Here is a 26,201-nt window from a genome sequence, read left to right on the forward strand (position 1 = left end):
TTCAGCTCCCCGGGGTGTGCGGAACCTGTGAGCCACCCGGACCGGGCCTAGCGGGCCCGCCGCCACCGGTTCAGAAAGCCCAGCAGGATCGACTGTTTCTGCCCGTCCTCCCCCTGCTGCTCCAGGTCCGTCCCCTCCAGGGACTCGCCTCCGGACACGGACGCCCCCTCGGTGGCGAGCGGCAGCGAGAGCGGCGGGACGGGCGGCGGCGGGGGCGCCCCTTGCGGCATCCCCTGCGGCATCCCTTGGGGCATGCCTTGCGGCATGCCCGGCGCCTCGTGCCGCTGGTCCTGCCGGTCCCGCTCGCCGGGGCGGGCGGCGGGCGGGCCGGGGCGCCGACCCCCCGGCCTGGCGACGGGGGCGAACCGCACCGGCAGGGAGACCACCCCCCGTACGAAGACCCCGGACAGCCACTTCAGCTCCTCGGCATCCCCGGCCAGCGCGAGGTCCGGGATCCGGTCCAGCAGCTTCTCCAGCGCGACGGAGGCGATCAGCCGGGCCGAGCTCCGGCCGGGGCAGGCGTGGGGGCCCGCGCCGAACGCCAGATGGGCCCGGTTGCCCTGCTTGTGCGGGGACCTCAGCAGGGCGTCCCGGTTGGTCGCCGCGAAGCTGATCATCACGGCGTCGCCCGCGCGCAGCCGCTTCCCGGCGAGGTTGGTGTCATGGACGGGGAAGTAGAGCCCCATGTTGGCCAGCGGCGGGTCGGTCCAGAGCACCTCGTCCAGGGCGTCCTCGACGAGCATGCTGCCGCCCATCAGTTCGCCCGAGAACCGCTCGTCGGTGAGCAGCACCCGCAGCGAGTTGCCGATCAGGCCGGGCACCAGCCCGGTGATCATGCCGATCAGCAGCAGAAGCTGCTCGACCAGTTCCTCGTCGGTCAGCCGCGCCGGATGCGCGATCAGCCAGGACGTGATGTCGGCGCCCGGCTCGCGCCGCTTGAGGCCGATCAGCTCGCGCAGCGCCGCGCCCGCCGCCCGGTCCCCGCCCGCGGGATCCGAGCCGTCGATGAACGCCACCACGCCCCGCAGCAGCGGGTCCATGGCCTGCTGCGGGAAGCCGAAGAGCTGGCTGGTCACCAGCACCGGCACCAGTGCGCAGTACGTCCCGATCAGCTCGGTCCCGCCCGCCTCGCAGAACTGGTCGATCAGCGAGTCGGCGATGCGCTCGACATAGTTCCGCAGCGCGCCGGAGTCGATCCGGCCGGTGCAGTCCTCGATGGCGCCGCGCAGCCGCCGGTGCTCCTCGCCGTCCACGAAGTCGGCCTGCGGCCGGGGCCTGATGACCTGCGGGGCATAGCTGGTCCCGGGCAGCACGCCCTCGTTCCTGGCCCGCCAGTGGCGGGGGTCCTTGGAGAAGGTCTCGGGGCGACGCATGATCTCCAGCGCCGTGTCGTACCCCAGGCACAACATGGCCGGTACGCCTCTGTCCAGCTCCACCGGCGCGAGCTGGCCGTGGGTCTCGCGCAGGCGCCGGTAGACCGCGAAGGGATCTCTTCCGAACTCGGGCGCGTGGAGCGGCTCGGCACCGGCCCCCTCATGGGCGGGGCAGCCCGGCGGAGGTAAGGCGCCCGGACGCTGAGCACTCGAATCGTAAAGCGGGGTCACACGTGCTCCTGGACACCGCCGGGCCCACCCCGCGGGCGGACGCGCACGGTGCTTCTTCGACGACAGGACCTGGGATCCACCGAGTGGATCTTGCGGACGTAGGCTAGCCCAACAGGCCCGGATCCGCGCCCAGTTCAGCGATCCGGCCGAAGCCACCGAAGGGATCCGGACGAACGTCGCCCGCCGCGTCCCGCCCGGCGGCGGCGACCCGGGGTCCCCCGCCCGGCGACCACCCGGTGTCATGCGCGACGGCTCAGCGGAGTCCCGGCCGCCCCCAGGGTCATGTCCGACGGCCACCCGGTGTCATGCCCGGCCGCCACCCAGGGTCACGCCCGGTGTCATGCGCGGCGGCTCAGCAGCCACGGCTCCACGACCCCCAGACCACGCACCGGCCGCTGCCACATCGGCTGGAGCGCGAACCGGTACGAGGGCGGCTCCTCGCCCTCCTTCTCCGCCGCGGCGGCCGCCTCCGCGGCCTCCGCCTCCGACACCGGGGCCTCCCCGGTGCGGCTCAGCTCCTCCGCGAACGCGCCGTCCACCAGGACCGCGTTCTTGGGGGCTATGGACGTCAGCCGGCTCGCCAGGTTCACCGTCGTCCCGAACACGTCGCCCATGCGGGTCGTGACCGTGCCGAACGCGATCCCGACCCGCAGCTCGGGCATCGTCTCGTCATGCGTCAGTGTCTCGATCAGGCGCAGCCCGATCTCGGCGGCGATGCCCGCGTCGTCGGCCGCGTAGAGCACCTCGTCGCCCAGCGTCTTGATCAGCCGCCCGCCGTGCGCCGCCACCAGGTCGGCGGCCGTGGTCTCGAACGCCTCGACCAGCTCGCCGAGCTCCTCCTCCTCCAGCCGCCGGGTCAGCCGGGTGAAGCTCACCAGGTCCGCGAAGCCGACCGCCAGCCGACGGTCCACCATCTCCGCGTCGTCCGCCGCCTGCACCACCCGGCCGGTCGCCGCCGCGAGCTGGCGCCGGTAGACGTAGACCAGGAACTCCTCCAGCTCCGGCAGCAACAGCTCGACCAGCGGATACGCGATCTCGGTCCGGGTCATCCCGGTCTCCTGGGGGTCGGTGAGCCCCTCCAGGAACGAGTCGATCTGCCAGTCGGCGAGCCGGGCGCTGGTCTGGCCGGTGGACCGCGCCACCTGGATGGCCATCGGCTCGCTCAGCAGCCCGGCCTCCACCAGACCGGACAGCCGGCGCAGCGCCAGGACATCGGCCTCGGTCAGCGCCTTGGCCTGGCCGATGTCGGCGAAGCCCATGGCCCGCCAGAAACGGGTGGCCAGCTCGACCGAGACGCCCGCGCTGCGGGCGGCCTGGAAGGGGGTGTAGCGCCGCTCGGCGCCGAGGATGAGCTGCTCCAGCCGGAGCGCGATGGGATCCGGCTGATCCTCATCATCGAGGGCCTCCTCGGGGGCCTCTTCGAGGGCCTCTTCGGGGGCCTCCTCGATGGCCTCTTCGGGGGCCTCCTCGATGGCCTCTTCGGGGGCCTCCGCGGCGGCGCTCTCCCGCGCCCCGGTGTCCCGTACGGCCCCGTCCGGCGCGGCGGCGTCCCACGCCTCGCGCTCCTCGGCCGTGCCGGAACCCGCGTCGTCGGCGGTCACCGCCCGCCCCCTGTCAGATCCCTGCGCACTGCCCTTCCGTTCCCTCTTCCCGGTTGGGGTTCCGAATCGCCCACAGCCGCCCCGAGCTGGACCGACCGCGACCACGATACGTCAGGTGTGCCGTAGCTCACTCTCCACGGCAGGGGTTCATTCCTCCCTCGGTACGGAGCGTAGATGCACGATGTCCCCGGCGGAGACCGGCTCCTGTACCCCGCCCTCGGTGGCCAGAACCAGCCGTCCGTCGCCGTCGACCGCGACCGCCTCGCCGACCCGCTCCCGGCCGCCCGGAAGCTCGGCGCGCACCTGCCGCCCGAGGGTCGCACAGCCCGCCGCGTAGGTCTCCTGGAGGCCGCTCGCCCCGGGGTCGCCCTCGAAGCGGCACCACTCCCCGTACCACTGGGCGATCGAGCGCAGCACGGCCCGCAGCAGCGGGTCGCGGTCGGTGGAGACCGCGTCGGCCAGGGCCAGCGACCCGGCGGTGGGCACCGGAAGCTCATCGGCGCGTAGCGAAACATTCAGCCCCATGCCGATGACCACGGCGTCCCCGGCCCGCTCGGCGAGGATCCCGCCGAACTTCCGCTCCTCGCCCGCGACCGTCACCAGCAGGTCGTTCGGCCACTTCAGCGCGGTGTCCACACCCGCCGTGCGGCTGAGCGCCCGGGCGCTCGCGACCCCGGCGAGCAGCGGCAGCCAGCCCCAGCGCTCCGTGGGCACGCCTGCGTCTGCGGGCCGTAGCAGGATGGAGAAGAAGAGCCCGGACCGGGCCGGGGCCGTCCAGGCGCGGTCGAGCCGGCCGCGCCCCGCGGTCTGCTCCTCGGCGACGAGCACCGCACCCTCGGGGGCTCCGGCCCGGGCCCGGGTGACCAGATCCGTATTGGTCGAGCCGGTCGCCTGCACCACCTCGAACTCGGTCCACAGCCCACCGGGGAGCACCAGCCCCCGGCGCAGCGCGGTGGCGTTCAAGGGAGGCCGCTCCAGATCGGACCAGCGGCCGGGCCCGTCACCTGGGCTCCCTGAGGTGTCAGAAGGCGTCATGAGGGCCAGCCTAGGGTCAGGAGGTGTGGCCAACGACGCAGTGCCACCAAGCGGTGCCGCCGATACGCTACGTGCCGGTAGCCCAGCCGGCGCAACGGCTGTCGAACGGTCCGTAACCACCGAACGTCCATAGGCCCCCACTGATCACGATTCCGACCCCATATCCCGTTCCCACTGCTTCCCCTGATTCCCTCCGACCCTGAAGAAGTCCGCCGTATCCAGAAGTCCGCCGTATCCACCCCCAGGACGAGCAGGAGCCGCATCCCGATGTCCGAGCCGGAGATCGCCCCCGAGATTCCAGACCGTCACACCACCGCGGGGAAGCTCGCGGATCTGCAGCGCCGTATCGAAGAGGCGACCCATGCGGGGTCCGCGCGCGCGGTGGAGAAGCAGCACGCCAAGGGCAAGCTGACCGCGCGCGAGCGCATCGACCTCCTCCTGGACGAGGGGTCCTTCACCGAGCTCGACGAGTTCGCCCGGCACCGTTCGACCAACTTCGGCATCGAGCAGAACCGCCCCTACGGCGACGGGGTCGTCACCGGCTACGGCACGGTGGACGGCCGCCCGGTGGCCGTGTTCTCCCAGGACTTCACGGTCTTCGGCGGGGCGCTCGGGGAGGTGTTCGGCGAGAAGATCGTCAAGGTCATGGACTTCGCGCTGAAGACCGGCTGCCCAGTCATCGGCATCAACGACTCCGGCGGCGCCCGCATCCAGGAGGGCGTGGTCTCGCTCGGCATGTACGGCGAGATCTTCCGCCGCAACACCCATGCCTCCGGAGTGATCCCGCAGATCAGCCTGGTCGTGGGCCCGTGCGCGGGCGGGGCGGTCTACTCCCCGGCGATCACCGACTTCACGGTGATGATCGACCAGACCTCGCATATGTTCATCACCGGCCCCGACGTGATCAAGACCGTCACCGGTGAGGACGTCGGCTTCGAGGAGCTGGGCGGCGCCCGGACGCACAACACCACCTCCGGTGTCGCGCACTACATGGCCGGGGACGAGAAGGACGGCATCGAGTACGTCAAGACCCTGCTGTCCTACCTCCCCTCCAACAACCTCTCCGAGCCCCCGGCCTTCGCCGACGAGGCCGATCTGGAGGTCTCGGACGAGGACCGGGAGATGGACACGCTCATCCCGGACTCCGCGAACCAGCCGTACGACGTGCACAAGGCCATCGAGCACGTCCTGGACGACAACGAGTTCCTGGAGACGCAGGCGCTTTTCGCGCCCAACATCATCACCGGCTTCGGCCGGGTCGAGGGCCAGCCGGTGGGCATCGTGGCCAACCAGCCGATGCAGCTCGCCGGCTGTCTGGACATCGACGCCTCCGAGAAGGCCGCACGCTTCGTGCGCACCTGCGACGCGTTCAACGTTCCCGTGCTGACCTTCGTGGACGTGCCCGGCTTCCTGCCCGGCACCGACCAGGAGTACAACGGCATCATCCGGCGCGGCGCCAAGCTGATCTTCGCCTACGCGGAGGCCACCGTCCCGCTGATCACGGTCATCACCCGCAAGGCGTTCGGCGGTGCGTACGACGTCATGGGCTCCAAGCATCTGGGCGCGGACCTCAACATGGCCTGGCCCACCGCGCAGATCGCGGTCATGGGCGCCCAGGGCGCGGTCAACATCCTCCACCGGCGCACCATCGCCGCCTCCGACGCCCCGGAGACGGCCCGCACCGAGCTGATCGCGGACTACGAGGACACCCTGCTGAATCCGTATATCGCGGCCGAGCGGGGGTATGTGGATGCTGTGATCATGCCGTCCGAGACCCGCCGCCACATCGTCCGCGGACTGAGGACCCTGCGGAACAAGCGCGAGTCGCTGCCCCCGAAGAAGCACGGCAACATCCCCCTCTAGCCCCCTCGAGCGAAGGGCTAATTCCATGATCCGAATTGTCCGGGGCAACCCGACCCCCGAGGAGTTGGCCGCCGCACTGGCGGTGGTGCAAGCACGCGCGGCGGCCGTGACGGCCGCCGCGCAGAGCGAGGACGATCCGGAGGAGTGGTCCGACCCGGCCCGCACCGTCCCCAGCCACCGGGTGCCGCATCCCGGCCCCAAGGCATGGCGTACCACCTACTGGCCCGCCTGAGAGCCGCGCGGTAAGGCCGGAATGGCACCTTCGCGCCTGGGCGCCTGAGTACGCGTACTCAGGCGCCCCGCCGTCTGCGGGCTCAGGATCGGTCCCATGCTGTGGTCCGAGCCGCCCGATGAGCCGCCCGAGGAACTGCGGCGCGCCGAGGCCATGCTCCGCCGCGCCCGCACGGTCCTGACCGTCTCCGTGCTGCTCGCGATGTGCCTCCTCAGCATGTGGCCGTGAAGGCGGCCTTGATCTGCACCCCGGCCTGCTACGGCTCAATCCGACCTGCCCTGACCTGCCCGAGGGGACCAGCGCCAAGGCCGGGCTGCGGCCCCCGGCCGGGCCGTCCCGGGGGCGGCTTACCCTGGTGCGCATGACTGCGCAGCGCACTCTCATCCTCGCGTCCGCCTCGCCCGCCCGGCTCGAACTGCTGCGGCAGGCCGGAATGGCGCCGAAGGTGATCGTCAGCGGGGTGGACGAGGACGCGCTGAGCGCGGCGACACCCGCCGAGCTGGCCCGGGTGCTGGCCGAGGCGAAGGCCACCGCCGTGGCCGGGCTTCCGGAGACGGCCGGTTCCCTCGTCATCGGCTGCGACTCGGTGCTGGAGCTCGACGGTCAGGCGCTCGGCAAACCGGCGGACGCCGAGGAGGCCACCGCCCGCTGGAAGTCGATGCGCGGCCGGGCCGGGGTGCTGCGCACCGGGCACTGCGTGATCGACACGGCGAGCGGCCGCCGCACCTCGGCCACCGCGTCCACCACCGTCCGCTTCGGCGAGCCGACGGACGAGGAGATCGCGGCGTACGTCGCCAGTGGCGAACCGCTGCATGTGGCGGGGGCGTTCACGCTCGACGGCCGTTCGGCGCCGTTCATCGACGGCATCGAGGGCGACGCCGGAACCGTGATCGGGCTCTCCCTGCCGCTGTTCCGCCGTCTGCTGGCCGAGTTGGGCGTGCGGATCACGGCCCTCTGGGACTAGCCAGGGGTCTCCCTGCCTCCGGGGCGACTAGGGATTCCCCTGAGCCGGGCCGGGCGCAGGGCTGGGGGTTCCCCCGAATCAGGCCGGGCCCGGCTAGGGATTTCCCCTGAATCAGGCCGGGCTGGGGGCGTCCTGGCCGCCGCCCGCGGCCTCTGCCGAGGGCTCGGCGGGCGGCTCCGCCTCGTACCCCAGCAGGCTCAGCACGATCAGCCCCAGCACCACCATCAAGAACGCGAACGCCGGCCAGCCCACCAGGCCGACCGCGAACGCGCCCACCAGCCCGTGGACCACCGCACAGGTGACGAGCAGGATGCGGGCGAGGCGGCCGGGGGCACGGTCCCGTACGGCGGTGCGCAGCAGCACCACCCCGCAGACCAGCAGATAGAGGCCGAAGAGGCCGCCCCCGACCCAGGTGCCGATGGACATCGCATCGGTGTCGAGGCCGCCCATGGACATCTGCTGACGGTCCACGACCAGGCCGAGGATCCAGTTCAGCAGCGCTATGCCGACCGCTTCGAACATGAGCGTCACAGCCGCTACCGCGGCCACTGGTCTGCGTGCCACCGTGTTCCCCCTCCACTCCGTCAGTGCCGAAGCACGCTACTAACGGGTAAGCGCTGCCACAAGAGGTGCGGACGAGCTGAACGCCATGGCAAAGTTTCCGCCCGGCATTCGTAGGGTTTCCACAAGAAAACGTGAAGCGCCGCAGCACGGCGGGCCAGAGACCTTGCCCACACCGTGGACGGCGCACCAGCCCCGAAAACCGGGCGTACGGTGGAGCGACGGGGGATCTGGTCGCTCGCCCAACGCGAGGTTCACGCTCCGTGTGGTCAAGCTCACGCCCGGGATCTTCTCGGCGCGAGGTGTCGCCTGTACCTAAACTCGGCTTGTTTCAAGGAGGGAGCCATCGTGCGCAAGGTGCTCATCGCCAACCGTGGCGAGATCGCTGTCCGTGTTGCCCGTGCCTGCCGGGATGCCGGGATCGCGAGCGTAGCCGTCTACGCCGATCCGGACCGGGACGCATGTCATGTGCGCGCGGCCGATGAAGCCTATGCGCTGGGCGGTGACACCCCGGCGGCCAGTTATCTCGACCAGGCCAAGGTCCTTGCCGCGGCCGCCGAATCCGGCGCCGACGCCGTCCACCCCGGCTACGGATTCCTCTCCGAGAACGCCGAATTCGCCCAGGCCGTCCTCGACGCGGGCCTGACCTGGATCGGCCCCCCGCCGCACGCCATCCGCGACCTGGGCGACAAGGTCGCCGCCCGCCACATCGCCCAGCGCGCCGGCGCCCCGCTGGTCGCCGGCACCCCCGACCCGGTCTCCGGCGCGGACGAGGTCGTGGCCTTCGCCGAACAGCACGGCCTGCCCATCGCCATCAAGGCCGCCTTCGGCGGCGGCGGCCGCGGCCTGAAGGTCGCCCGCGCCATGGAAGACGTCCCCGAACTCTACGACTCCGCCGTCCGCGAGGCCGTCGCGGCGTTCGGGCGCGGCGAATGCTTCGTCGAGCGCTACCTCGACAAGCCCCGCCATGTGGAGACCCAGTGCCTGGCCGACACCCACGGCAACGTCGTGGTCGTCTCCACCCGTGACTGCTCCCTCCAGCGCCGCCACCAGAAGCTGGTCGAAGAGGCCCCGGCACCCTTCCTGACCCAGGAGCAGAACGACCAGCTCTACGCCGCCTCCAAAGCCATCCTCAAGGAGGCCGGCTATGTGGGGGCGGGGACGGTGGAGTTCCTGGTCGGTATGGACGGCACGATCTCCTTCCTGGAGGTCAACACCCGTCTCCAGGTGGAGCACCCGGTCACCGAGGAGGTCACCGGCATCGACCTGGTCCGCGAGATGTTCCGCATCGCCGACGGCGAGGCCATCGGCTACGACGACCCGCAGGTGCGCGGCCACTCCTTCGAGTTCCGCATCAACGGCGAGGACCCGGGCCGCAACTTCCTGCCCGCCCCGGGCACGGTGACCTCCTTCGTCCCGCCCGCCGGCCCCGGTGTCCGGCTGGACGCGGGTGTGGAGTCGGGGAGTGTCATCGGTCCGGCGTGGGACTCGCTGCTGGCCAAGCTGATCGTCACCGGCGCCACCCGCACCCAGGCCCTCCAGCGCGCCGCCCGCGCCCTGGCCGAGTTCCAGGTCGAGGGCATGGCCACCGCGATCCCGTTCCACCAGGCGGTGGTGGTGGACCCGGCGTTCACCAGCGAGCCGTTCACGATCCACACCCGCTGGATCGAGACCGAGTTCAACAACACCATCACCCCCTTCGCCCCCGTCAGCCCCGACGAGGACGAGGAGCCCACCGGCCGCGAGACGGTCGTGGTCGAGGTCGGCGGCAAGCGGCTCGAGGTCTCGCTGCCCGCCTCCCTGGGCGTGGCCACCGCCCCGGCGGGCGGCTCGAAGAAGCCGAAGCGCAAGGCGGTCAAGAAGTCCGGCTCCGCCGCCTCCGGCGACGCCCTGGCCTCCCCCATGCAGGGCACCATCGTGAAGGTCGCCGTCAACGAGGGTGACACCGTGGCCGAGGGCGACCTCATCGTCGTCCTGGAGGCCATGAAGATGGAACAGCCCCTCAACGCCCACCGCGCGGGCACCGTCAAGGGCCTGGCCGCCGAGGTCGGCGCGTCCATCACCTCGGGCGCGGTCATCTGCGAGATCAAGGACTGACGCGCAGACCAAGGACTGAGGCGCAGATCAGAAACTGAGGCGGGGATCAAGGACTGACCCGCCCCCACCGCACCATGACGGCGGGCCCCGACCGGAATCCTCCGGCCGGGGCCCGCCGTCGTCGTGCCCGGCCCGCTCAGCGGCCGTGCACCACGTCCTGGGGGAAGGTGAGCTGGCCGCTCATCCAGCGCAGGGCCGTGGGCAGCTCGCGGCGCCAGGTGCGGAAGTTGTGGCTGCCCCGGTCCAGGATGATCGACTCCGCGCTCATCGGAGACCGGACCGCGGCCAGGAAGTCGCGCGTGGCGGTGTAGTTGGGCTCGCCCCGGCGGCTGGAGGACACCAGCACCGACACCTGCGGCTGGGGCAGCCGGCGCAGCCGCCACAGCAGATCGTGCTCCCGCTTGCCGCGCTCGCCCTGCGGGCCCGGGCCGAAGAGGTCGCCGGTGGTGGGGTCGTTGACCACGCGGTAGTCGGGCGACAGGGCCGCGGCCGCGCTGTAGACGCGAGGATGACGCAGGGTCAGCTCAAGGGCGCAGGTGCCGCCCGAGGAGTAGCCCAGGACGCCCCAGGCGCTGGGGTCATGACCGATCCGGTAGTGCCCCCGCAGCGCCTCGGGCAGGTCCTGGGCGAAATAGGTCTCGGCCTGCGGGCCGCCGGGGACGTCCACGCATTCGGTGTCCCGGGGCGGGGCGATGGTGGGCCGCACCATCACGATGACCGCCGGCTGCATCGCCCCGGTGCGGATCAGCCCGCCCGCGGTCTGGGGCAGCCGCAGATGCTGGGCCAGCAGGAAGGATCCGCCCGGATAGCCGCTGATCGCCACGATCACCGGGAAGCGCTGCCGGGCGTACTGGCGCTGGAAGTACTGCGGCGGCAGATACACATACGCCGGGTTGGCCACCTGGCTGCGGCGCCCCAGGATCCGCACCGACTCGACCTTGCCCGCCTTGTCGGGGGGCCCGCTCGGCAGTCCGTGCACCGTGTCCAGCCCCTGCGGCGGGGCGGTCCGCACCAGCCCGCCCGACGCCCCGACCGGCTCCGCGGCGCCGCCCTGCACATGGGACAGGGCCGCCGGTGCCGCCTCGTCCTCGCCCAGCAGTTCGTCCCAGGACCCGTAGAACTGGAAGGTGGTGTTCACCGCGAGGGCCAGCGCGGTCACGATCGCGCACTGGGTAACGGCGAGGGCGGCCAGGCGGCCCAGCCAGGCCCGTACGCCCCGGCCCGCGAAGCGCGGCCACAGCCAGAGCGTCAGCCCCGCGCACCCTATGGCGAGGGCGATCATCACATACTCGAGTGAGCGACTGGTCAGTCCCATCGTTCTTCCACTTCGGCGCACCGCAACGCACGATGCCGTCGCCCCGTTTGATGCCGTTCGCGGTACCCGCGTTGCCTGGCCAGGACGTGCCTCCGGTCACGAAATGGCATGCTTGACTCACGGGCAGCCACGGCAGGGAGGACCGCGATGGCGATCGAGACAGCCACGGCGCAGATGCCACCGCGCCCCATGCGCGCCGACGCGCGCCGCAACTACGAGCGGCTGCTGGCCGAGGCGCGCACGGCCTTCACCCGGCACGGTACCGATGCCTCGCTGGAGGACATCGCACGCCGCGCGGGCGTCGGCATCGGCACGCTCTACCGCCACTTCCCCAACCGCACCGCGCTGATGGGCGCGGTCTTCCAGGGCGAGATATGCGCCCTGCTGGAGCGGTCGCGGGAGCTGGCCAAGGCACCGCGGCCGTGTCAGGCGATGATCGACTGGCTGCGCGCCATCGTCGACCACGCCAGCACCTACCGCGGGCTCTCCCGGGCCCTGATGGCGTGCTCGGGAGACGAGACCTCGGCACTGTCCCGCGGCTGCGGTCTGCCGCTGCGCGAGGCGGGCAGTGAACTGCTCGCCCGCGCCCAGCAGAGTGGTGCCGTACGGTCCGATGTGGTCATCGCCGATCTGATGCAGCTCACCAACGCGATCGCGCTGGCCGTGGAGCAGTCGCCGGACGACCCGGAGTTGGCCGACCGGCTGCTGGCACTGGCCTTCACCGGTCTCAAGGCCCGCTGACACCGGCCGGCGCCCCCTCGCTAGCGGCGGCGCGGCGCCAGATCCGCCACCCGCCCCGGCTGCTCCCCCAGCGGCACCGCGCTGCGCAACTGCGCGGAGCCGGCGCCGCCCGGCGGATGCGGGTGGTTACGGCGCGGCCCCGGCAGCGGCAGGCCCTCCTCGCCGCCGCCACGGCCCTGCGACCCGCCCAGCCGCCCCGACTGCCGCCCGGCCGAACCGCCGCCCTCACCGCTCCCGGCCGGGCCGGACCCCGCGCCCGGCCCGGCCACGGCGATCTGAACTCCCTGGTCCGCGAGGGCCTGAAGCTCGGTCAGGGCACGGTCGTCATGGGCGGGCGGGTCATCGGTCACCAGCCGCGTGATCACATCGGTGGGCACCGTCTGGAACATGGTGTCGCTGCCCAGCTTCGTATGGTCGGCGAGCACGACCACCTCCGCCGCCGCCTGGACCAGCGCCCGGTCGACGCTGGCCGAAAGCATGTTGGAGGTGGACAGGCCGCGCTCGGCGGTCAGCCCGCTGCCGGACAGGAAGGCGCGCGAGACCCGCAGCCCCTGCAGGGACTGCTCGGCGCCGCTGCCGACCAGGGCGTAGTTGGAGCCGCGCAGGGTGCCGCCGGTCATCACGACCTCGACCCGGTTGGCATGCGCCAACGCCTGTGCGACCAGCAGGGAATTGGTGACCACGGTCAGCCCCGGAACCCGCGCGAGCCGGCGGGCCAGCTCCTGCGTGGTGGTTCCGGCGCCGACGACCACGGCCTCGCCCTCGTCGACGAGACCGGCCGCGAGATCGGCGATGGCCGTCTTCTCCGCGGTCGCTAGATGGGATTTCTGCGGGAAGCCGGACTCCCTGGTGAATCCGCCCGGCAGCACCGCACCGCCGTGCCGGCGGTCGAGAAGTCCTTCTGCCTCCAGCGCCCGCACATCACGCCGTACGGTCACTTCGGAGGTCTGGACGACGCGGGCGAGCTCCCGGAGCGACACCGCTCCGTTCGCACGCACCATTTCAAGGATCAATTGGCGACGTTCTGCAGCGAACACGAAACTGACAGTAACGCCAACGACCGTCTGTTTTCAGCAGCTTGCACCAATTAGCAGAAGTTGGACATCTCTGAAGGCGCGAAGTGCTATAAGGACCGGATCTACGACTCTTCCTGAGTCTTCCGGGTGTGCAACTGCCGCGCCACCTCGGCGATCGAACCGGACAGCGAGGGGTAGACCGTGAACGCCTTGGCGATCTGCTCCACCGTCAGGTTGTTGTCGACCGCCAGCGACATCGGGTGGATCAGCTCGCTCGCCCGCGGCGCGACCACCACACCGCCGACCACGATGCCGGTGCCCGGACGGCAGAAGATCTTGACGAAGCCGTCCCGGATGCCCTGCATCTTCGCCCGCGGATTGCGCAGCAGCGGCAGCTTCACCACCCGGGCGTCGATCTTCCCGCCGTCCACGTCCGCCTGCGAGTAGCCGACCGTGGCGATCTCCGGGTCGGTGAAGACGTTCGCGGAAACCGTCTTCAGGTTCAGCGGCGTCACCGCGTCCCCCAAGAAGTGGTACATCGCGATCCGGCCCTGCATCGCCGCCACCGACGCCAGCGCCAGCACGCCGGTGCAGTCACCGGCCGCGTAGATGCCCGGCGCGCTGGTCCGGGAGACCTTGTCGGTCAGGATGTGCCCCGACTCGGCCAGCTTGACCCCGGCCTCCTCCAGCCCCATGTCCGCCGTGTTCGGGATCGAGCCGACCGCCATCAGACAGTGGGTACCGGAGATGACCCGCCCGTCCGAGAGCGTCACCTCCACCCGGTCCCCCACCCGCTTGGCCGCCTGCGCGCGCGAGCGGGACATCACATTCATCCCCCGGCGCCGGAACACGTCCTCCAGCACCGCCGCCGCGTCCGGGTCCTCGCCCGGCAGCACCCGGTCCCGGCTGGAGACCAGCGTGACCTTCGACCCCAGCGCCTGATACGCACCAGCGAACTCCGCGCCCGTGACACCGGAGCCGACCACGATCAGCTCCTCGGGGAGCTCGTCCAGGTCGTACACCTGCGTCCAGTTCAGGATCCGCTCGCCGTCCGGCTTCGCGTCCGGGATCTCCCTCGGATGGGCACCGGTCGCCACCAGCACCGCGTCCGCCACCAGCGTCTGCTCGGTGCCGTCCGCCGCCCGCACGATCACCCGCCGCGAGCCGTCCAGCGACTGCTGCGGCTCCACCCGCCCGTACCCGCGCAAGACCCGGCCGCCGGCCCGCGTGACCGAGGCCGTGATGTCGTGCGACTGGGCGAGCGCGAGCCGCTTCACCCGGCGGTTGACCTTGCCGAGATCCACCCCGACCACCCGGGCCGCCTGCTCCATCGGCGGAGTGTCGTCGGCGACGATGATCCCCAACTCCTCATAGGAGGAGTCGAAGGTCGTCATCACCTCGGCGGTGGCGATCAACGTCTTCGACGGCACGCAGTCGGTGAGCACCGACGCGCCGCCCAGACCGTCGCAATCGACGACGGTCACCTCCGAGCCGAGCTGCGCGGCGACCAGCGCCGCCTCATAGCCGCCGGGTCCGCCACCAATGATCACGATCCGAGTCACATGCTCCATTGTCCCGCACCGGTTCGACTGGCTTCAGCCCGGGGGGTTTCGCGGGGGCGACTGACGTACGAACCTCCCACCCCGGGGGCCGTTCCGCCCCTCTCCCGTACCCTCAGACCCATGTCGCTCTACGCCGCGTACGCCGGCAACCTCGACGCGCGGCTGATGTCCCGCCGCGCACCGCACTCCCCGCTGCGCGGAACGGGCTGGCTGAACGGCTGGCGGCTCACCTTCGGCGGAGAGCAGATGGGCTGGGAAGGCGCCCTCGCCACCATCGTGGAGGCCCCGCGCTCCCAGGTCTTCGTCGCCCTCTACGACATCGCGCCCATGGACGAGGACTCCATGGACCGCTGGGAGGGCGTCGGCCTCGACATCTACCGCCGGATGCGGATCCGCGTCCACACCCTGGACGGCGACGAACCCGCCTGGCTCTACGTCCTCAACGGCTACGAGGGCGGCCTGCCCTCGGCCCGCTACCTCGGCGAAATCGCCGACGCGGCGGAATCCGCGGGCGCGCCGCACGACTATGTGATGGAGCTGCGGAAGCGCCCCTGCTGAGTCCGGTGTTTCCGGTGTGTCTGTGTCTCCGGGCTGGCCGTGTCTCCGGCTGGCCGTGTGCCGGGGCGGGCCGTGTGCCCGGGCGGCCCGAGAGCCTGGGGGTCTGGGGGTCCGTGTCTCGGAGCGGCCCAGGGGCCGTGGGTCGGGCGGTCCGGGCATCCGTGCCTCCCGTGAGTCCGCGGGCCTGAACGGCCCAGGGGCCCAGTCGGCCCGAGGATCCGGGAGTCCGGGGGCCCGTGTTTCCGGGCGGCCCGGGGGCCTGGGGGTCTGGGGGTCCGTGTCTCGGAGCGACCCGAGTGACCGGGGGCCCGAGGGTCCGGGGTCCGGGGTTCGTGTTTCCCGTCGGCCCGACGGATCCGAGTCCCCCCGGGGGGCTCCGCGTATCCCATGTGGCCGGTGAGTCCGTGACCCCGGTCGGCCCCGAGGTCCGGGGCCCGGCCAGACCGACCGGACCCTGCCCTCGGCCCTCGGCCCACCGGGATACCCGGACCCCGTCGGGCTCCCCGAACTCTCCGGGTCACCCGGACTCCGGGCCCACGCGGACCCCCGCCCCCAGGTCCCCCTGGACTGACGGATCGACCGGGCACACGGCCCTCCGGGCTCCCGGCCCCGGGCCCACGCACCGGATACGCGGACCCCCGGGCCCCGGCCCCCCGGGCTGACCGGACACGCAGGCCCCCCGGGAGGTTATGCAACGATCCGAATACCTCGGCGGACTCCGTCTACGCGCGTAGGCAGTTACCGGCTACCCTCGTGCGCGTGAACGCATCAGTTTCTTGGGACGACATCCAGGGCGACCCCCACGCCGCCGCCGACGACGCCGCCACCCGCCTGCGCGAGCTGACCGGTGCGGAGACCCACGACGTCGCGCTGGTCCTGGGCTCCGGCTGGGTCCCCGCCACCGACGCCCTCGGGGCGCCCGAGCACGAGTTCCCCGTCACCGAGCTGCCCGGCTTCCCGCCGCCTGCCGTCGAGGGGCATGCGGGCCGGATCCGCTCGTACCGGATCAACGACAAGCGGGCGCTGGTCTTCCTCGGCCGTACGCATTACTACGAGGGTCGCGGTGTCGCCGCCGTCGCACACGGCGTACGCACCGCCGTCGCCGCCGGCTGCAAGACCATCATCCTCACCAACGGCTGCGGCGGCCTCCGCGAGGGCATGCGCCCCGGCCAGCCGGTACTGATCAGCGACCACATCAACCTCACGGCCACCTCCCCGATCGTGGGCGCGAACTTCGTCGACCTCACCGACCTCTACTCCCCGCGGCTGCGTGCCCTGTGCCAGCAGGTGGACCCGACCCTGGAGGAGGGCGTCTACGCCCAGTTCCCCGGGCCGCACTACGAGACCCCGGCGGAGATCACCATGGTCCGCACTCTGGGCGCCGACCTGGTGGGCATGTCCACCACCCTGGAGGCCATCGCGGCGCGTGAGGCGGGCGCGGAGGTCCTCGGCATCTCCCTGGTCACCAACCTCGCGGCCGGTATGACCGGCGAACCCCTCAACCACGAGGAGGTCCTCCAGGCCGGCCGCGACTCCGCCTCCCGCATGGGCAGCCTGCTGTCGCAGGTCCTCGACCGCATCTGACCTCGCCGGTCGGGCGACCCTGTTCCGAGGCTGGCGGCGGCGCTGACGGCGTCAGGGCGTGCTGCGCGGGTACTCACCCCTCAGCCAACTGAACAGAGCGTCGCGGCACCCACTGATCGGGCCGGGCCGGGGCGCGGTGGGCCGCGTGGTGGGTGCCGGGGGCGGGGCCTCCGGTGCGGCGCCCTGGACCGCATATTTACGGCGCCGGTGCCCGGAAGCGTGGAGTGGGCCGGGGATTGGCGCCACAAATATGCGACAGCGTCCAGGACACCACCCCTGCGACCCCACCCCCTCCCGTCTCGTCGGCGGCCACGCCTCGGTGGCCTCCAGCCCTGGCCCGATTCCAGACCGCCAAGTGGCGGGCGCTGGGCGGGGAGGGGTACGACCCCGCCCCTCCCGCCTCATCGGCAACCGCGTCGCGGTGCCACGGACTCCGGCCCGGTTCCGGACCGCCCGGGGTCATCTGCAACCTCGCCCGGACGTCGACTAGGCGGGACGGCAGGGTCACCTACCCATCCCCTCCTCTGGGGGTCCGGGGGCGGACAAGCGGCTTGTCCCACTGGGACCCACCCCCGGATCGCCCGATGGCAGTCTCTCCCCCGCCGCAGAGGCTGGAGGGGCTCACCCGAAGCGGGCCCGTGCCGCTTTGGAGCGGATGCCGACAAGATGCTGGGAGGCGTGGCCGCCCCCCAAGGCGGAAGGGCACCCCGCCCAGCACCTCCGGCCACGCGGACACCGACGAGTGGGAGGGAAAGGAGCCGCACCCGTGCGATCAGGAAACAGGCCGGAGCCCCTGCCGCCAGCGCACGGACGCCGACGAGACGCGAGGAGGCGGGGCCCAGCGCCTCCGGGCACCCGACCCACCACGGCACGGACACCGACGAGCGAAAGAGAGACGGGCCGCACCCGACACCCGGGCGATCCCGAACCGGGCCAGGTCCCGTGCCACCGAGGCATGGACGCCGACGAGACGGGAGGAGGCGGGGTCGCGCCCACCCAGCACCTCCGACCCACCACGGCACGGACACCGACGAGCGAGAGGGAGACGGACCGCACTGGACATCCGGGCGATCCGGAAACAGGCCGGGGCCCGTGCCGCCGGGGTGCGGTCGCCGACGAGACGGGAGGGGGCGGGGTCGCAGGGGGGGTGTCCTGGACGCTTACGTGTATTTGTGGCGCCAATCTCCGACCAACTCAACGCCCCCGGCCAATGGCGCCGTAAATATACGGTCCAGGGCGCCGCACCGGAGGCCCCGCACCCGGCACCCACCACGAACAGCAGGCGCACCACCCACACACCCGCACCCAGCGGAACGCACACCCACCACACACCCGAGCAACCGCACCGCGCACCCCGCACCCGCACCCGCACCCGCACCCGCACCCGCACCCACCAAACGACCACCCCCCAGGAGGCCCCCATGGCCACGGAGCCCGATCTCATCGCACAGGCCCGCGCATGGCTCGCCGAGGACCCCGATCCCGAGACTCGCGACGAGCTCAGCAAGTTGCTCCAGGCCAACACGGACGGCGCGAAGGACGCGAGGGACGCGGAGGACGCGTTCGACGAGATCGCCGATCGGTTCTCCGGCATGCTGCAGTTCGGTACCGCCGGTCTCCGGGGTGAGCTCGGCGCCGGCCCGATGCGGATGAACCGCGCCGTCGTCATCCGCGCCGCCGCCGGGCTCGCCGCCTACCTGCGCAAGCAGCAGCATGCGCAAGGGCTCGTCGTCATCGGATACGACGCGCGCTACAAAAGCGCCGAGTTCGCGCGCGACACCGCCGCCGTCATGACCGGCGCAGGCTTCCGCGCGGCCGTGCTTCCGCGGCCCCTCCCCACGCCCGTCCTCGCCTTCGCCATCCGTCACCTCGGCGCCGTCGCCGGTATCGAGGTCACCGCGAGCCACAACCCGCCCCGCGACAACGGCTACAAGGTCTACCTCGGCGACGGCTCCCAGATCGTGCCGCCCGCCGACGCCGAGATCGCTGCCGAGATCGCCGCCATCCGCAGCCTGGACGACGTGCCCCGTCCCGACAGCGGCTGGGAGACGCTGAACGACGACGTTCTCGACGCGTATCTCGCCCGTACGGACGCCGTCCTCACTCCGGGTTCGCCCCGCAACGCGCGCGTCGTCTACACCCCGCTGCACGGCGTCGGCAGCGAGACGCTCATCGCGGCCTTCGCGCGGGCCGGTTTCCCGGCGCCCGCGGTCGTCCCCGAGCAGGCCGAGCCCGACCCGGCGTTCCCCACGGTCGCGTTCCCCAACCCGGAGGAGCCGGGGGCGATGGACCTGGCCTTCGCGACGGCCCGCAAGGTCGCGCCGGACATCATCATCGCCAACGACCCGGACGCCGACCGCTGCGCCGTCGCCGTGCCCACGATCACGAACCCGACGGCCCCCACGGACGCCGCCGGCTGGCGGATGCTGCGCGGGGACGAGGTCGGCGCCCTGCTCGCCACCCACCTCGTCCACAAGCGCGCCCGCGGCTCCTTCGCGACCACGATCGTCTCCTCGTCGCTGCTGTCCCGGATCGCGGAGGACGCCGGGCTCCCGTACGCCGAGACGCTGACGGGTTTCAAGTGGCTGGCCCGGGTGGACGGGCTGCGCTACGCGTACGAGGAGGCGCTGGGCTATTGCGTGGACCCGGCGGGCGTACGCGACAAGGACGGCATCACGGCCGCGCTGATGTTCGCCGAGCTGACGTCCGAGCTGAAGGAGCAGGGCCGTACCGTCACCGACCTGCTGGACGACATCGCGGTCGCCCACGGCCTGCACGCCACCGACCAGTTGTCCGTCCGCGTCACGGACCTCTCCCTGATCGGCACCGCGATGAAGCGACTGCGCGAACAGCCGCCCACCGAGCTCGCGGGGCTCGCCGTGACCTCGGCGGAGGATCTGTCACGGGGTACGGAGACGCTGCCCCCGACGGACGGGCTGCGCTACCAGCTCGCCGGCAGGGAGACCGTCCGATCCGCCCGCGTGGTCGTCCGGCCCAGCGGCACCGAGCCGAAGCTGAAGTGCTACCTGGAGGTGGTCGTGAACGTGCAAGGGGCGGTCGCCCTGGTTCCGGCCCGCGCCACGGCGGACAGCGTGCTGGCCGCGCTCAAGAAGGATCTTTCGGCGGCAGCGGGAATCTGATCGGCGGCGGCGCCGCCTCAGATGCGGCTGAGGTAGCTGAACCCGGTGTCGGGTCCGACGCAGGACTGAAGGGTGAGGTCGCCCCAGTAGAGGCCCATTGCCCCCATTCACACACCGCGCGCCAACGGTGCCACCCCGAACACACACCGCCACGATCCGCCCCGAGGGGGCGGGATAGCCGGGCACCGGGCAGCCGAGCAGCCGAGCCAAGAATCGGGCGGCCGGAGCCGGGGCTGAGCGGCCAGAGCCCGGGAGCCGGGCGGCTCGGCCGAGAACCGGCCGCCCGGGATCCGGAGGCCAAGCGGCCGAGGCCGGGAAGCCAGGAGCCGGACGATCAGGGCCCGGGAGCCGGGCAGCGCCGAGAACCGGCGGCCGGGATCCGGAGGCCGGGCGACCGGCGGGCCAGGACCGAGGAGCCGGGCGCGGCGATCGAGAACCGAGCGGCCGGGATCCGCGCGGCCGAAGCCGGAAGCCAAGCGGCCAAGAGCCGGGAGCCGGGAGCCGCGCCGAGAATCGGGCGGCCGGACCCAGGGGCTGGGCGGCCAGGATCCGGGAGCCGAGAACCGGACGACCGGGATCCGGAGGCCAGACCGCCGAGGGCCGGGCGGCAGGCGGACGGCCAGGACCCGAGAGCCAGGCGGCGGGGTCCGAGGGTCGGGCGGGCCGGGATCCGCGCGGCCGAAGCCGGAAGCCAAGCGGCCGAGAGTCGGGCGGCTGGGGCCGGGAGCCCGAGCCGGGCGGCCGGAGCGCCAGAACCCAGGAGCCGGGAGCGGGGCAGCCGCAGCCGAAAGCCCGGGCAGCCGGAGAGCCCGGAGAGCCAGGGCCCGGGGCTCGGGGAGCCAAGCGCCCAGGCAGCCAAGTGCCCGGGGAGGCAAGCGCCCAGGCAGCCGCAATCAAGCGCCCCGGAAGCCGCGCCGCCAGGCGCTCAGCCGATCGCCAGCATGACGACCAGCAGCACCGCACCCGCCAGCGTCGGCGCGATGACCTCGAAGGCCCACCGGACCTCGGGCGCCCCCTGGGCGCCATCGCGTTGGGCGTTCAGCTCCGCCATTTCGCGCAGGTCGCCGATCGCCGCGTCGGAGGGGGCCCGGCGGTCCTCCCCGGCCTTGTTCGCCGACACATGGGCCGACGTACGGCTGAAGGGGTCCTCGGAGGCCGCCCTCGCCTGCTGCCTCGCGGCCCGCTTGCGCTGCCGCAGCGAGACCGGGATCGCCCAGAGCTGGTACGTCGCCCCGCCCGCCAGCACCTCGCAGGTGTATCCGGCGCGCAGCCCCTCGACCGAGGCCCAGGGCAGCGTCACCGTACGGAACGGGTTGCGGACGAGCAGCCGGTCCTGCCCCGAGTACACCGCCGGGCGCACCGTGAAGGCGATCACCACCGGCACCGCGAACAGCAGCCCGGCCAGCGCCAGCCACGGCGTCCGTCCCTCGCCCCGGATCATCGCGTCGATGCCCAGCCAGCCGCTGAGCGCGAGCAGCAGCACCCCGCCTCCGATGCCGCTCGGGGAGCGGTAGACCCGGTCCGAGAAGGTCTCGGGCACCGAGGAGGATGCGGCGGGGGCGGAGTCGTGGTCCGGGCTCGTCATGCGCCCGATTGTGCACCACACTCCCGGGACGGGGGACGCCCAGGGATCGCTCGCCCCGGCCCCCATGGAATCCGGGGGCGGGGGTGACATCCGACTACGCGCGTAGATATGCTCGTCTGGTGACCATGCCCACCACAGTTCCCGCATACGGCAAAGAGGCCGCGGAGCGACTCGCGTCGATGGCGGACGTGACCGCCGACGACCGCGCCCTGCGCCGCTTCCTGCACGGCCTGCCGGGCGTCGACGCGGTCGGCCTGCAGGCCCGTGCCGCGACCCTCGGCACCCGCTCGATCAAGACCACGGCGAAGGCGTACGCCATCGACCTGGCGATCTCGATGATCGACCTGACGACCCTGGAGGGTGCCGACACCCCGGGCAAGGTCCGGTCCCTGTGCGTCAAGGGGATCCACCCCGATCCCACCGACCGCACCGCCCCGCAGGTCGCGGCGATCTGCGTCTACGGCGACATGGTGGCCACCGCCAAGGAGGCCCTGAAGGGCGGCGGCAGCGGCATTCACGTGGCGGCCGTCGCCACCGCCTTCCCCTCCGGCCGGGCCGCCCTGCCGGTCAAGCTGGCCGACACCCGGGACGCGGTGGCCGCCGGGGCGGACGAGATCGACATGGTGATCGACCGCGGCGCCTTCCTCTCCGGCCGCTACCTCGACGTCTTCGAGGAGATCCGGCAGGTGAAGGACGCCTGCGTCCGCGAGGACGGCACCGCCGCCCACCTCAAGGTCATCTTCGAGACCGGTGAGCTGCAGACGTACGACAACGTCCGCCGCGCCTCCTGGCTGGCGATGCTCGCGGGCGCGGACTTCATCAAGACCTCCACCGGCAAGGTGGCTGTCAACGCGACCCCGCCCGTCACCCTCGTCCTGCTGGAGGCGGTCCGCGACTTCCGCGCCGCGGTCGGCGTACAGGTGGGCGTGAAGCCCGCGGGCGGCATCCGCACCTCCAAGGACGCGATCAAGTACCTGGTGATGGTCAACGAGACGCTGGGCGGCGAGTGGCTCTCCCCGGATTGGTTCCGCTTCGGCGCCTCCAGCCTCCTCAACGACCTGCTGATGCAGCGCCAGAAGCTGAGCACCGGCCGGTACTCCGGTCCCGACTACGTGACGGTGGACTGATACGCCATGCCCGTTTTCGAGTACGCACCGGCGCCGGAGTCCCGCGCGGTCGTCGACATCGCCCCGTCCTACGGCCTGTTCATCGACGGGGAGTTCGGCGAGGCGGGCGACGGCAAGGTCTTCAAGACCCTCTCCCCCTCCTCCGAGGAGGTCCTCTCCGAGGTCGCCCAGGCCAGCTCCGAGGACGTGGACCGCGCCGTCAAGGCCGCCCGTAAGGCGTTCACGGCCTGGTCCGCGCTCCCCGGCTCCGAGCGCGCCAAGTACCTCTTCCGCATCGCGCGCATCATCCAGGAGCGCTCCCGCGAACTGGCCGTCCTGGAGTCACTGGACAACGGCAAGCCGATCCGCGAGTCGCGCGACGCCGATCTGCCCCTGGTCGCGGCCCACTTCTTCTACTACGCGGGCTGGGCCGACAAGCTCGCGTACGCGGCCCGCGGGCGTAGCCCGCTAAACGGCACGAGCGGGCAGGACCCGAAGCCCCTGGGCGTCGCCGGCCAGATCATCCCCTGGAACTTCCCGCTGCTGATGCTGGCCTGGAAGATCGCCCCGGCGCTCGCCACCGGCAATACGGTCGTCCTCAAGCCCGCCGAGACGACGCCCCTGAGCGCCCTGTTCTTCGCGGACATCTGCCGCCAGGCCGGGCTCCCCAAGGGCGTGGTGAACATCATCACCGGCGACGGCTCGACCGGCGCCGAGCTGGTCGCCCACCCCGGGATCGACAAGGTGGCCTTCACCGGCTCCACCGAGGTCGGCAAGGCCATCGCCCGTACGGTGGCCGGTACGAAGAAGAAGGTCACCCTCGAACTCGGCGGCAAGGCCGCCAACATCGTCTTCGACGACGCCCCCATCGACCAGGCGGTCGAGGGCATCATCGGCGGCATCTTCTTCAACCAGGGCCATGTCTGCTGCGCAGGCTCCCGCCTGCTGGTCCAGGAGTCCGTCCAGGACGAGCTGCTCGACGCGCTCAAGCGCCGGATGGGCACCCTGCGGGTGGGCGACCCGCTGGACAAGAACACCGACATCGGCGCCATCAACTCCGCCGAGCAGCTCGCCCGGATCCGCGCGCTGGCCGACGCGGGCGAGGCCGAGGGCGCCGAGCGCTGGGCCCCGCAGTGCGAACTGCCCAGCTCCGGCTACTGGTTCGCGCCCACCCTCTTCACCGGCGTCACCCAGGCCCACCGGATCGCCCGCGAGGAGATCTTCGGCCCGGTGCTGTCGGTGCTGACCTTCCGCACCCCCGAAGAGGCCGTGGCCAAGGCGAACAACACGCCGTACGGACTGTCGGCGGGCATCTGGACGGAGAAGGGTTCGCGCATCCTGTGGATGGCGAACAAGCTCCGGGCGGGCGTCGTGTGGTCCAACACGTTCAACAAGTTCGACCCGGCCTCTCCGTTCGGCGGCTACAAGGAGTCGGGATACGGCCGCGAGGGCGGTCGGCATGGCCTGGAGGCATACCTCGATGTCTGACCGCAACGACCGACTCTCCGTGCTCAAGACCTACAAGCTGTTCGTCGGGGGCAAGTTCCCCCGGTCCGAGAGCGGGCGGGTGTACGAGGTGACCACAGCAAAGGGCCAGTGGCTGGCCAACGCCCCCCTGGCCTCCCGCAAGGACGCCCGGGACGCGGTCGTCGCCGCGCGCAAGGCGTTCGGCGGCTGGTCCGGGGCCACCGCGTACAACCGGGGCCAGATCCTCTACCGCATCGCCGAGATGCTGGAGGGCCGCCGCGACCAGTTCGTCGCGGAGGTCGCCGACGGCGAGGGGCTGAGCAAGGCCAAGGCCACCGCCCAGGTCGACGCCGCGATCGACCGCTGGGTCTGGTACGCGGGCTGGTCGGACAAGACGGCCCAGATCGCCGGGTCCGCCAACCCCGTCGCCGGGCCGTACTTCAACCTCTCCTTCCCCGAGCCGACCGGCGTGGTCACACTCCTCGCGCCCCAGGACTCGTCCTTCCTCGGCCTGGTCTCCGTGATCGCCCCCGCGATCGTGACCGGCAACACGGCCGTGGTGGTGGCGAACGAGAAGTCCCCGCTGCCCGCCCTCTCCCTGGCCGAGGTGCTGGCCACCTCCGACCTCCCGGGCGGCGTGGTCAACATCCTCTCCGGCCGTACCGCCGAGATCGCCGCCCCGCTCGCCGCGCACCAGGACGTCAACGCGATCGACCTCGCCGGAGCGGACGCGGAGCTCGCGGTCGAACTGGAGAAGGCCAGCGCGGAGAACCTCAAGCGAGTCCTTCGTCCACAGCCTGTGGATTGGGCGGCCGATCCCGGCACCGGCCGTCTCCTGGCCTTCCTGGAGACCAAGACCGTCTGGCATCCGATGGGCGCCTAGCCCGGCGCCTCCGCAGCACCGCGCCACCGCGCCTCCGCCATCCCGCCCCCGCGGCGTCCGTATCCCGGACATCACGGGGGCCTTTTTTCGTCGCACATATTGTCAACAATTTCATCGACAGTTAGGTTGCGAGGAACCGCACGCCGAGAAGGAACAGCGAATGATCATCGACTGCCATGGCCACTACACCACCGCGCCACCGGTGCTGGAGGCATGGCGCACCCAGCAGATCAACGGACTCACCGACCCCGCCCTCACCCCCTCCCGCGCCGATCTCCACGTCGGTGACGACGAGCTGCGCCACAGCATCGAGCCCAACCAGCTCCGGCTGATGGACGAACGCGGCATCGACCTGACGGTCTTCTCGCCCCGGGCATCCTTCATGGCCCACCACATCGGCGATCTCCACACCTCCACCGAGTGGGCGGCCCTCTGCAACGAGCTCTGCTTCCGCGTCAGCGCGCTCTACCCGGAGCGCTTCGCCCCCGCCGCGATGCTTCCGCAGTCGCCGGGCGTCGACCCGGCCACCTGCGTGCCCGAACTCGTCCGCTGCGTGGAGGAGTACGGGGCCGTGGCGGTCAATCTCAACCCCGATCCCTCGGGCGGCCACTGGACGGCCCCGCCGCTGACCGACCGCTCCTGGTACCCGGTCTACGAAAAGCTGGTGGAGTACGACCTCCCGGCGATGGTGCATGTGAGCACCAGCGTCAACCCCGCCTTCCACACCACCGGGGCGCACTACCTCAACGCCGATACGACGGTGTTCATGCAGCTCGTGCAGGGCGATCTGTTCGCCGACTTCCCCACCCTGCGCCTGATCATCCCGCATGGCGGCGGCGCCGTTCCGTATCACTGGGGCCGGTTCCGCGGTCTGGCGATGGCCCTCGGCAAGCCGCCCCTGGAGGAGCACGTCCTGGGCAATGTCTTCTTCGACACCTGCGTCTACCACCAGCCCGGCATCGATCTCCTCCTCGACGTCATCCCGGCCCGGAACATCCTCTTCGCCTCGGAGATGATCGGCGCCGTCCGCGATCTCGACCCCCGGACGGGCCGGCACTTCGACGACACCCGCCGCTACACCGAGGCCGCCGGGCTCTCCGTCGCCGATCTGAGCGGCATCTACGAACATAACGCCCGTACCGTCTACCCTCGCCTGGACGCCCTGCTGACAAAGCAGGATCGCTGATGGCTACCGCCTGGTCCGCCGATCGCGATCACAGGTCCCCTGATGACGACCTCCGGTCCGCGATGACGACCGCACGGCCCACGAAGACGACCGCAGGGCCG

The 26,201-nt window shown here is 71.8% G+C and carries 21 protein-coding genes; 13 read left to right on the forward strand and 8 right to left on the reverse strand.

Annotation, left to right across the window (positions count from 1 at the left end):
• Window positions 1-47: 47 nt before the first annotated feature.
• The 3 genes from STRVI_RS40160 to STRVI_RS40170 form a co-directional block, all read right to left on the reverse strand.
• Window positions 48-1,604: a cytochrome P450 gene (locus tag STRVI_RS40160; protein WP_014061289.1), complete on the reverse strand. Its 1,557-nt coding sequence runs from the start codon at window positions 1,602-1,604 to the stop codon at window positions 48-50.
• A 338-nt stretch (window positions 1,605-1,942) separates the two neighbouring features.
• Window positions 1,943-3,205, reverse strand: coding sequence for an adenylate/guanylate cyclase domain-containing protein (locus STRVI_RS40165; RefSeq protein ID WP_014061290.1), 1,263 nt, complete (start codon window positions 3,203-3,205; stop codon window positions 1,943-1,945).
• 147 nt (window positions 3,206-3,352) lie between these two features.
• Entirely contained in the window at window positions 3,353-4,240 is an 888-nt protein-coding gene (locus STRVI_RS40170; protein ID WP_014061291.1) for a biotin--[acetyl-CoA-carboxylase] ligase, read from the reverse strand.
• 267 nt (window positions 4,241-4,507) lie between these two features.
• On the opposite strand from STRVI_RS40170, the gene STRVI_RS40175 reads away from it, so the two are divergent.
• From STRVI_RS40175 to STRVI_RS40185, 4 genes are all read left to right on the forward strand, one after another.
• The gene (locus STRVI_RS40175) at window positions 4,508-6,103 is read left to right on the forward strand and encodes an acyl-CoA carboxylase subunit beta (RefSeq protein ID WP_014061292.1); all 1,596 of its coding nucleotides are present in this window, start codon (window positions 4,508-4,510) and stop codon (window positions 6,101-6,103) included.
• A 25-nt stretch (window positions 6,104-6,128) separates the two neighbouring features.
• Window positions 6,129-6,335, forward strand: coding sequence for an acyl-CoA carboxylase subunit epsilon (locus tag STRVI_RS40180; RefSeq protein ID WP_014061293.1), 207 nt, complete (start codon window positions 6,129-6,131; stop codon window positions 6,333-6,335).
• A gap of 96 nt (window positions 6,336-6,431) precedes the next feature.
• Window positions 6,432-6,563: a morphogenic membrane protein MmpB gene (gene mmpB, locus STRVI_RS55790; protein ID WP_014061294.1), complete on the forward strand. Its 132-nt coding sequence runs from the start codon at window positions 6,432-6,434 to the stop codon at window positions 6,561-6,563.
• 133 nt (window positions 6,564-6,696) lie between these two features.
• On the forward strand, window positions 6,697-7,299 hold the full coding sequence (locus STRVI_RS40185; protein ID WP_014061295.1) for a Maf family protein: 603 nt from the start codon (window positions 6,697-6,699) through the stop codon (window positions 7,297-7,299).
• 111 nt (window positions 7,300-7,410) lie between these two features.
• Here STRVI_RS40185 and STRVI_RS40190 read toward each other — a convergent pair whose 3' ends face one another.
• A complete protein-coding gene (locus STRVI_RS40190; RefSeq protein ID WP_014061296.1) occupies window positions 7,411-7,863 on the reverse strand; it encodes a hypothetical protein in 453 nt (150 codons plus the stop codon).
• 345 nt (window positions 7,864-8,208) lie between these two features.
• Between STRVI_RS40190 and STRVI_RS40195 the strand changes: the two genes are divergently transcribed.
• Complete coding sequence (locus STRVI_RS40195; RefSeq protein WP_014061297.1) at window positions 8,209-9,957, forward strand: acetyl/propionyl/methylcrotonyl-CoA carboxylase subunit alpha; 1,749 nt, start codon at window positions 8,209-8,211, stop codon at window positions 9,955-9,957.
• A gap of 136 nt (window positions 9,958-10,093) precedes the next feature.
• On the opposite strand, the gene STRVI_RS40200 is transcribed toward STRVI_RS40195, so the two are convergent.
• Window positions 10,094-11,272 (reverse strand): alpha/beta hydrolase, encoded by a 1,179-nt coding sequence (locus STRVI_RS40200; protein ID WP_014061298.1) that lies wholly within the window; start codon window positions 11,270-11,272, stop codon window positions 10,094-10,096.
• A 147-nt stretch (window positions 11,273-11,419) separates the two neighbouring features.
• Between STRVI_RS40200 and STRVI_RS40205 the strand changes: the two genes are divergently transcribed.
• Window positions 11,420-12,013 (forward strand): TetR/AcrR family transcriptional regulator, encoded by a 594-nt coding sequence (locus tag STRVI_RS40205; RefSeq protein WP_014061299.1) that lies wholly within the window; start codon window positions 11,420-11,422, stop codon window positions 12,011-12,013.
• A gap of 20 nt (window positions 12,014-12,033) precedes the next feature.
• Here the strand turns inward: STRVI_RS40205 and STRVI_RS40210 are convergent, their stop codons facing one another.
• The gene (locus STRVI_RS40210) at window positions 12,034-13,014 is read right to left on the reverse strand and encodes a DeoR/GlpR family DNA-binding transcription regulator (protein ID WP_014061300.1); all 981 of its coding nucleotides are present in this window, start codon (window positions 13,012-13,014) and stop codon (window positions 12,034-12,036) included.
• 137 nt (window positions 13,015-13,151) lie between these two features.
• Entirely contained in the window at window positions 13,152-14,600 is a 1,449-nt protein-coding gene (locus STRVI_RS40215) for an NAD(P)H-quinone dehydrogenase (RefSeq protein ID WP_014061301.1), read from the reverse strand.
• A gap of 111 nt (window positions 14,601-14,711) precedes the next feature.
• On the opposite strand from STRVI_RS40215, the gene STRVI_RS40220 reads away from it, so the two are divergent.
• The 3 genes from STRVI_RS40220 to STRVI_RS40230 all read left to right on the forward strand — a co-directional run bounded on the left by STRVI_RS40220 (window position 14,712) and on the right by STRVI_RS40230 (window position 19,873).
• Entirely contained in the window at window positions 14,712-15,149 is a 438-nt protein-coding gene (locus tag STRVI_RS40220; protein ID WP_014061302.1) for a gamma-glutamylcyclotransferase, read from the forward strand.
• Window positions 15,150-15,908: 759 nt separating this feature from the next.
• Complete coding sequence (locus tag STRVI_RS40225) at window positions 15,909-16,733, forward strand: purine-nucleoside phosphorylase (protein ID WP_043237321.1); 825 nt, start codon at window positions 15,909-15,911, stop codon at window positions 16,731-16,733.
• Between the two features lie 1,421 nt (window positions 16,734-18,154).
• A complete protein-coding gene (locus STRVI_RS40230; RefSeq protein WP_014061304.1) occupies window positions 18,155-19,873 on the forward strand; it encodes a phospho-sugar mutase in 1,719 nt (572 codons plus the stop codon).
• A gap of 925 nt (window positions 19,874-20,798) precedes the next feature.
• On the opposite strand, the gene STRVI_RS40235 is transcribed toward STRVI_RS40230, so the two are convergent.
• Window positions 20,799-21,458: a PH domain-containing protein gene (locus STRVI_RS40235; RefSeq protein WP_043237323.1), complete on the reverse strand. Its 660-nt coding sequence runs from the start codon at window positions 21,456-21,458 to the stop codon at window positions 20,799-20,801.
• 125 nt (window positions 21,459-21,583) lie between these two features.
• Here STRVI_RS40235 and deoC point away from each other — a divergent pair, with 125 nt between their 5' ends.
• From deoC to STRVI_RS40255, 4 genes are all read left to right on the forward strand, one after another.
• Window positions 21,584-22,585 carry a deoxyribose-phosphate aldolase gene (gene deoC / locus STRVI_RS40240; RefSeq protein WP_014061306.1) on the forward strand — a complete coding sequence of 334 codons (1,002 nt, stop codon included), beginning with the start codon at window positions 21,584-21,586 and terminating at the stop codon, window positions 22,583-22,585.
• Between the two features lie 6 nt (window positions 22,586-22,591).
• Window positions 22,592-24,052, forward strand: coding sequence for an aldehyde dehydrogenase family protein (locus STRVI_RS40245; RefSeq protein ID WP_014061307.1), 1,461 nt, complete (start codon window positions 22,592-22,594; stop codon window positions 24,050-24,052).
• Window positions 24,045-24,914 carry an aldehyde dehydrogenase family protein gene (locus STRVI_RS40250; protein WP_014061308.1) on the forward strand — a complete coding sequence of 290 codons (870 nt, stop codon included), beginning with the start codon at window positions 24,045-24,047 and terminating at the stop codon, window positions 24,912-24,914. The genes STRVI_RS40245 and STRVI_RS40250 overlap by 8 nt, the downstream gene beginning before the upstream one ends.
• Window positions 24,915-25,074: 160 nt before the next feature.
• Window positions 25,075-26,100, forward strand: a complete 1,026-nt coding sequence (locus STRVI_RS40255) for an amidohydrolase family protein (RefSeq protein WP_014061309.1) — start codon at window positions 25,075-25,077, stop codon at window positions 26,098-26,100.
• The last annotated feature ends 101 nt before the right edge of the window (window positions 26,101-26,201 follow it).

Source organism: Streptomyces violaceusniger Tu 4113 (assembly GCF_000147815.2).
Taxonomy (GTDB): Bacteria; Actinomycetota; Actinomycetes; order Streptomycetales; family Streptomycetaceae; genus Streptomyces; species Streptomyces violaceusniger_A.

What these genes read in the sequence shown, in the direction of transcription:
- STRVI_RS40215 (WP_014061301.1), bottom strand. Translation starts at nt 14,600, where the DNA reads ATGGAGCATGTGACTCGGATCGTGATCATTGGTGGCGGACCCGGCGGC.
- STRVI_RS40175 (WP_014061292.1), top strand. Translation starts at nt 4,508, where the DNA reads ATGTCCGAGCCGGAGATCGCCCCCGAGATTCCAGACCGTCACACCACC.
- STRVI_RS40250 (WP_014061308.1), top strand. Translation starts at nt 24,045, where the DNA reads ATGTCTGACCGCAACGACCGACTCTCCGTGCTCAAGACCTACAAGCTG.
- STRVI_RS40210 (WP_014061300.1), bottom strand. Translation starts at nt 13,014, where the DNA reads ATGGTGCGTGCGAACGGAGCGGTGTCGCTCCGGGAGCTCGCCCGCGTC.
- STRVI_RS40185 (WP_014061295.1), top strand. Translation starts at nt 6,697, where the DNA reads ATGACTGCGCAGCGCACTCTCATCCTCGCGTCCGCCTCGCCCGCCCGG.
- STRVI_RS40235 (WP_043237323.1), bottom strand. Translation starts at nt 21,458, where the DNA reads ATGACGAGCCCGGACCACGACTCCGCCCCCGCCGCATCCTCCTCGGTG.
- deoC (WP_014061306.1), top strand. Translation starts at nt 21,584, where the DNA reads ATGCCCACCACAGTTCCCGCATACGGCAAAGAGGCCGCGGAGCGACTC.
- STRVI_RS40205 (WP_014061299.1), top strand. Translation starts at nt 11,420, where the DNA reads ATGGCGATCGAGACAGCCACGGCGCAGATGCCACCGCGCCCCATGCGC.
- STRVI_RS40245 (WP_014061307.1), top strand. Translation starts at nt 22,592, where the DNA reads ATGCCCGTTTTCGAGTACGCACCGGCGCCGGAGTCCCGCGCGGTCGTC.
- mmpB (WP_014061294.1), top strand. Translation starts at nt 6,432, where the DNA reads ATGCTGTGGTCCGAGCCGCCCGATGAGCCGCCCGAGGAACTGCGGCGC.
- STRVI_RS40180 (WP_014061293.1), top strand. Translation starts at nt 6,129, where the DNA reads ATGATCCGAATTGTCCGGGGCAACCCGACCCCCGAGGAGTTGGCCGCC.
- STRVI_RS40170 (WP_014061291.1), bottom strand. Translation starts at nt 4,240, where the DNA reads ATGACGCCTTCTGACACCTCAGGGAGCCCAGGTGACGGGCCCGGCCGC.
- STRVI_RS40220 (WP_014061302.1), top strand. Translation starts at nt 14,712, where the DNA reads ATGTCGCTCTACGCCGCGTACGCCGGCAACCTCGACGCGCGGCTGATG.
- STRVI_RS40200 (WP_014061298.1), bottom strand. Translation starts at nt 11,272, where the DNA reads ATGGGACTGACCAGTCGCTCACTCGAGTATGTGATGATCGCCCTCGCC.
- STRVI_RS40230 (WP_014061304.1), top strand. Translation starts at nt 18,155, where the DNA reads ATGGCCACGGAGCCCGATCTCATCGCACAGGCCCGCGCATGGCTCGCC.
- STRVI_RS40255 (WP_014061309.1), top strand. Translation starts at nt 25,075, where the DNA reads ATGATCATCGACTGCCATGGCCACTACACCACCGCGCCACCGGTGCTG.